The organism is uncultured Campylobacter sp. (assembly GCF_938018035.1).
Lineage (GTDB): Bacteria > Campylobacterota > Campylobacteria > Campylobacterales > Campylobacteraceae > Campylobacter_B.
In genome coordinates this window covers 1-6,427 of record NZ_CALIJF010000061.1, presented here as the reverse complement: position 1 = coordinate 6,427, position 6,427 = coordinate 1, and the positions used below count along the sequence as shown (strand labels likewise).

Sequence of the window (6,427 nt, the reverse complement as noted above, 5' to 3'; positions counted from 1 at the left end):
TAGTATTTGTCAAGATAAATTCCGTATTAAAACAGCAGCTTGCTAAATCAAAATTTCTCGCCTTGCGAAGGCAATCTTTGGCTCGTAAATTTAAAAAGGCGGGCCATAAGGCTGCGGCGAGATGAGATTAGAATTTTATCCTCGAAGGCTCCATCGGCTTGCTGTAGAAGTAGCCTTGCATATATTTAATCCCCATCTCTTCTAAGATGATTGAAATTTCGTGGTTTTCTACGTATTCGGCGATGAGCTCGTAGCCCTGCTTGCGCGCGAAGTTAGCGATAGTTTCGACGATAGCGCGCGAGTTTTTGTCGTTTGCGATATTTTTGATGAGCGCTCCGTCGATCTTTATGTAATCCACGTCGAGCGTTAAAATTCTATAGTAGTTGGAGTATCCGCTGCCAAAATCGTCTATCGCGACCTTGCAGCCATAGTTTTTGGCTACGGCGATGAAGCTGCGTAGGCTCTCGTAATCGTCAAATTCTTCGCTTTCTAAAATTTCAATGAATAGATTTGAAGCATTTGGGCTGGATGCGAGCTTGCGCTCTAAAAGCTCCTTGATACCTTCGTTTGCGATGTCAAAATATGAAAGATTTATGCTAAAGCAAGTCCCTGCGAAGCGGTCTAGCAAGCGAAAGGCTTCGTTTATTACGACCTGAGTTAGCGGGATGTAGAGCGAGGTTTGCTTTGCGATGTCGATAAACTCACCCGGGCAGCGCGTCTTGCCCGAGCGGTCGATTAGGCGGATTAGAATTTCATATACTAACGGGACATAATCACCGCCCTCGGTGCCGTAGGTGTTACCACTAGGATCGCGGTGGGTGATATCAAATATGGGCTGAACAAGCACAAAGACTTGATTTTTCTTGATCGCATTTTGAATGGTGTTGATCATAATCTGGTTTTGAAGATATTTTTCCTCAATCGCATTTGGGCGCGAATAAAAGCCCACATGCTCGTTTTTGCTCTGCGCCTCATACATCGCCATAACCGCTTGAAAGACCCTATTTGCGCCACCTGCTACGTCGGCACGCTCGCTTACGCCCATCGTGATATTTAAAGGCGCGGAGGCAAAGCCCTCGGTGGTATGGAGATTAAAAACCTTGTCGGTGAAGTATTTATTTATGATCTCCACGTCGCGCGCGACATTTAGTCCCTCGTAAAATAGGCAAAACTCATCCGATTGGATGCGAAAGATACTAGCTTTGATCTCGTGCGATTCGATACACATCGCAAGTGTGCGCGCAAATGAGCGCAGAATTTCATTTGTCGTCTCCGCCTTGTAAAAAAGCCGTAAATTCGCAAAATTTACGATAGTTATGTAGATCGCTACGCCCGTTTTTTCGGCGTTTATTAGCTCGTATAGCGCTGCTTCGTTGCCCTGGCCCGTAAGATGATCGATATAGACTTGATTGTTTAAGCTCTCTTTTGCGCTCGCAAGAGCTAGCTTCATAATCTCGCGCTCTCCGATATCATGAGCGTAAAGCGCATATAGCGGCGGCTTGGATGCAGCGGCGATATTTGCTAACCTTAGGCTCACATCGGCTAGTTCGCCGTTTTTACGAAGTAGGCGCGTATCTTTGGCGCCTTTATTTACCATCTCAGGAAGTTCGATCCCCTTATCTTTGGGCATCAAAACTCCAAGATCGCTTCCTTCCAGCTCGCTTTGTTCGTAGCCGCTTAAGCTAAGCGCGCTTTTATTAGCGTATAAAATTTTAAAGCTCTGATCTGCCAAAACTATCGCTTCGCCTGCCTCCTCGCATAGCGCGCGATAGGGCGCGAGGGCGCGTTTACTACGCAAAGCATCGGAATTTATGATGTAAGTAAGCAGTAAAAACGACAAAAACACCGCCGTGTAAAGCATCGTCATTTGCATAAACGAGCCGTAGAATTCCTCACTAGCGTAAGAAAATCGCTCGCGCAGGCTTGCGAAGCGCTCGTTTAACAATGAGAGATTATCGCTTACGATGATATTTTGACGCTCGAAATTCCTTAAAATTTGCCGTGCGATTCCTATAAACGCAGCTTCGTCGGGGCTTGACGCATCTGCGCTTTCTAGCGCGCTTTTCAAAGCAGATATTTCGGAGCGATTTTTATAGTTAAGTCCTAAAATTTGAGAGTAGAGATTTGCTCTTTGCGCATTTGCGCCACTGGATAAAAATTTTTGCTGCAGACTTTGAAAAAGGATTAAATTCTGCGAATTTAAAGCCCCAAGCTCGTCCAAAAGTGAAATTTTATCGCTAAAAGCGCTTCCGATCGCGCGCACATCGCTGCTAAGTCCGATTTTATCGATGATTTTGTCTTTTTGTAAAGCTTGCAGCACCTGATAGATGCCGCGCATATCGGCATTTGCAATCGAAAAGTCCCTTCTTGCGATCTTTGCATCAAATAATATATTTAAGCGGTTATCGGCGTTATCGATCAAAGCTAGCTCGCGCGAAATCGTGCTAAATCTCGCTACATCTCTTAGCGACGAGAAATAATTCCCGGCGATGATTATGCCTAATATCATAATCCCCACCATCAAAGCCCACATTATCTTATCTTTCATCCTGCGCCTCCGTCATCTCGCCCTTAAGTGTAGCCAAAAAGCTCATCAAAGCATCAAGTTCCCCATCGCTAAGATCGTATTTTAGCAGATCCTTTGCGATCTGCCGCACCGCAAGACGCAAATCCGTCTGCCCGTTTACGTAAGGCGCGGTTTGCGTGATATTGCGCAAGCTAGGCACGCGGCGCAGCTCAAATCCATCGGAAGTGAGCCTATGCCTAGGCGCATCCTCCTCTTCTGTGCTTGGGCGAATTTTAGTAAAGCTGCCGGTGCCAAGGCTAACGCCGTTATGACATGCCGAACACAGCCGCACAAAAAGCACATATCCGTTATATTCGGCATCATTTAGCTTAACCTCGCCGCGCAAAAATCGGTCAAATTTGGAATTTATCGCCGTTTTGGACTTTAAAAATTCCTTCAACGCATCAATGAAGTTCGCCGTATTCGCCTCGCCGTAAGCACTTTCAAAAGCCTGCTTGTAGGCTAAATTCTTCCTGATAAGCTCTAAAATTCTATCTTCGCTCGCATCAAGCTCGTTCGTGCCAAAAACAGAAGCCGCGATCCGCGCTTCAAAGCCCGCGAAATTATAATCGCCCAAGTAGCGATCAAAGTAATAAGAATTTATTAGCGTAGGCACGCGTCCGTCGCGCACTGAAGCGCCTGAGTCGTTTAGATAGAAGTTATGGCAGCTCTCGCAGGAGCGGCCTTTGCTGCTAAATCTTACGTCAGTAAAAATTTTTGCGCCCAGCCGCGCCTTTTGCGGGTCGTATTTAGGCATCTCAAGCGGTGAGAAAAGATTGCCGCAAAGCCCCAAAACCGGCGCCAGGCTAAATATAAAACAGCTTAAAGCTCGCTTCGATCTCATCGCTTACCATCCCGCCTTTAGCCCGCTTTTTCAAAAGCTCCTCGATCTCGCGCTCGCTAGCCTCCGCGCCGTCCATATGCAGGTGCCACGCGGCGTTTTGCACAGCTTCTTGCAGGCTGCGTTTTTGCTCGCGCCTCTCGGTTAAAATTTCGCTTTTAAACTTGATGTCGCGCGCCCCGAGCAGCGCCTCAAACTTTTCGGCGGCGGTAGCAAGCCTTTTAGCTCCTGCGCCGAAGCGCTCAAACAGCGGCGCTAGCATCGATGAATTGCGCTCGCTCGCCCAGTTTAGATAAATTTTTCGCTCGCCCAAAGCCAAAAACGCCTCAAAATCCTCCGTGCTTTTTAGCGCGGGGCTCATAGTAAGAAACGCGATGTCAAAAACTGCGGGAATTTTAAAATTTTCGCTCTCGCGGCTTTTGCTCACAGCGTCTTTTAAATTTAAAGCCTGCGCTTCTTGAGCTTGCGCGTTTGAAATTTCGCTCTGCGGGCGCGGATAAATTTTAAAATTTTTGCCCGCCGTATCCCTGAAACCATCGCGGCTAAGCCGCTCGCAAAACTCCGCAAAGCTTAAATTTAATACGTTTTGCAAGCTGATGCCAAACTCCTGCGCGCTGCGCCTTAGCTCGCGCAGCATCCCCTCCGAGCTATCGATCGCCGTAACCTTGGCGCCCAGCGACGCGAGATACAGCGAGTAAACCCCCGTGCCGGCGCCCACGTCTAGCACGCTTTTGCCCGCAAAGCTCACGCCCCAGCCGCGCAGTATCTCAAACACCCGCTTGCCGAAATCGCCCGGCTCGCCGCTAAATTTAGCGTAACTTTCGGACTTTTTATCCCAGCTATTTTCATCTGATTTTTCGCCGATTTTCTCCACCGCTCGCCTTTAAATTTTTTGTAATAATAGCAAAATTTGGCAATTTTTCCGAATTTGGGCTATAATAAATGCTTTCAAAATCTAGGCGAAAGGGCGTTCATGGCGGACGTGACGATAAGAAATTTAAACTTTGCTTACGAAAAACGCGAAATTTTAAAAGATATAAACTTAAGCTACGAGCTGCGCGATTTTTTGGCGATTTTCGGACCCAACGGCGGCGGCAAAAGCACCCTTTTAAAGCTGCTTTTGGGGCTGCTGCGACCAAGCTCGGGCACGATCGAAATTTTAGGCAGATCGCCCGCGCTTGCCAGAGCGCAAATGGGCTACGTACCGCAGTTTATCGCGATAAATAAAAGCTTTCCCATAAGCGTGCTCGAAGTCGTTTTAATGGGGCTGATAGATAAGAAAATTTTCGGCTTTTACAGCAAATCCGAGCGCGAGCAAGCCATGCAAGCCCTGGGGCGCGTAGGCATGCAAGACCTTGCAGACTGCCGTATCAGCGAGCTTAGCGGCGGCCAGAGACAGCGCGTTTACATCGCGCGGGCGCTGTGCGCGAAGGCTAAAATTTTACTTCTCGACGAGCCGCTAGCGAGCATCGACACGATGGGGCAGGTTCAAATTTACGAGCTTTTAAAATCCCTAAACGAAAGCGGTTGCGGCATAATTCTAATCAGCCACGACGTGCAGCTTGCGCTAAATTACGCAAACCGCGCGCTTTACGTCGCAAACGGCTCGGCGCACACTCATGAGATCGATCCGGGGGGCAGGGCGGAATTTTTAGATCACCTTAGGCGCGAACACGGACACTTCTGCGCCGTCGATCTCGCGCTTAATGAATGCTGCTGCAAGGAGTGCGAAAATGGCTGAAATTCTCTCCTACGATTTCATGCGAAATGCCCTACTCGGCGGGCTTTTAGTCAGCATAGTCTGCGGCGTCGTGGGCTCTTTAGTCGTGATAAATCGCATGAGCTTCATAGCAGGCGGCATCGCGCACGGCGCATACGGCGGCATCGGCATCGCGCTATTTTTAGGCATCTCGCCCGTGCTGGGAGCTAGCGTATTTGCGCTGTTTTTGGGGCTGCTCATCGCCTACGTCACGTTGCGAAACACCGAGCGCTTCGACGCTGTAATCGGCGCGATATGGGCGTTTGGAATGGCGCTAGGGATAATCTTTGCCGATCTTACGCCTGGATACAAATCCGATCTGATGAGCTTTTTATTCGGCTCGATCTTAGCTATAAATCACGAAAATTTAATCTTCATCGGCATTTGCGGAGCGGCATTTGCGGCGCTTACGGCGTGCTTTTACAGGCAGTTTTTAGCGATCAGCTTCGATAAGGAATTTGCCCTGCTGCGCGGAGTGAATACGAGCGTCTTTTACTACGTCCTCGTAGTGATGGCGAGCCTCGCGGTGGTCGCGTCGATTCAGATCGTGGGGCTAATCTTGGTGATCTCGCTGATGACGATCCCGCCCTTCATCGCCGAAAAAATTTCAAAAAGCCTAGGCTCGATGATGGCGATAAGCTGCGCGCTATCGGCGCTTTTCTGCGCGGCGGGGCTTATTTTGAGCTTTAAGCTCAATCTAACCAGCGGCGCTTCGATAATCCTAGTCGCCTCGGTCTGCTTTTTTGCAAGCTCGATCTTTAGCAAACTTCGCGCCTAAAAGCCCGCCCAGCTCGCTAAGTAGGATACCTGCGAGTATCAGCGCCGCGCCTAAAATTTGAAGCGCACTTAGCTTCTCGCCGAAAGCATACCCCATTATGCCCGCGCTTACGGGCTCCAGCGCGAAAATCAGCACCGTTTTTATCTCGCTTACGCCGCGATTTTGCGCCATTGTTTGGATCACAAACGCTGTGACGGTGGCAAAGATCGAGGTTAAAACTAGCGCGAAAACAAAATCGAAACCCGGCGAAAAGATCAAATTCCCAAGTACCTTTATCTCGCCTTCAAATTCCGCGTGCGGGACGAAAACTGCCGCGATTAGCGCACAGACGCAGACACAGATAAACTGCACGATCACAAAGCCGTAGAGATTGCTTTTGCGCGCACAGACGCCCGTAAATACGATATGAAGCGCGTATGCAAACGCCGAAATCAGCGTCAGCCGCTCGCCTATGCCAAATCCCACCGCGCCGCTTGCTCCGCT

6 protein-coding genes are annotated in these 6,427 nt (G+C 49.0%); 2 read left to right on the top strand and 4 right to left on the bottom strand.

Annotated features, from left to right (window positions below):
* Positions 1-127 precede the first annotated feature (127 nt).
* The 3 genes from Q0257_RS02010 to Q0257_RS02000 are packed head-to-tail and all read right to left on the bottom strand — an operon-like array spanning position 128 to position 4,281.
* Entirely contained in the window at positions 128-2,548 is a 2,421-nt protein-coding gene (locus tag Q0257_RS02010; protein WP_298020929.1) for a GGDEF domain-containing phosphodiesterase, read from the bottom strand.
* Positions 2,538-3,410, bottom strand: coding sequence for a cytochrome c peroxidase (locus tag Q0257_RS02005; protein ID WP_298020926.1), 873 nt, complete (start codon positions 3,408-3,410; stop codon positions 2,538-2,540). The genes Q0257_RS02010 and Q0257_RS02005 overlap by 11 nt, the downstream gene beginning before the upstream one ends.
* Entirely contained in the window at positions 3,373-4,281 is a 909-nt protein-coding gene (locus Q0257_RS02000; RefSeq protein ID WP_298020923.1) for a class I SAM-dependent methyltransferase, read from the bottom strand. Before Q0257_RS02000 ends, Q0257_RS02005 begins: the two co-directional genes overlap by 38 nt.
* A gap of 99 nt (positions 4,282-4,380) precedes the next feature.
* On the opposite strand from Q0257_RS02000, the gene Q0257_RS01995 reads away from it, so the two are divergent.
* Positions 4,381-5,148, top strand: a complete 768-nt coding sequence (locus Q0257_RS01995) for an ABC transporter ATP-binding protein (RefSeq protein ID WP_298020920.1) — start codon at positions 4,381-4,383, stop codon at positions 5,146-5,148.
* Positions 5,141-5,944, top strand: coding sequence for a metal ABC transporter permease (locus Q0257_RS01990; RefSeq protein WP_177388780.1), 804 nt, complete (start codon positions 5,141-5,143; stop codon positions 5,942-5,944). Before Q0257_RS01995 ends, Q0257_RS01990 begins: the two co-directional genes overlap by 8 nt.
* On the opposite strand, the gene Q0257_RS01985 is transcribed toward Q0257_RS01990, so the two are convergent.
* Positions 5,888-6,427: EamA family transporter (locus tag Q0257_RS01985; protein ID WP_298020917.1), on the bottom strand; the 540-nt coding region annotated here is incomplete at its 5' end. The genes Q0257_RS01990 and Q0257_RS01985 overlap by 57 nt on opposite strands.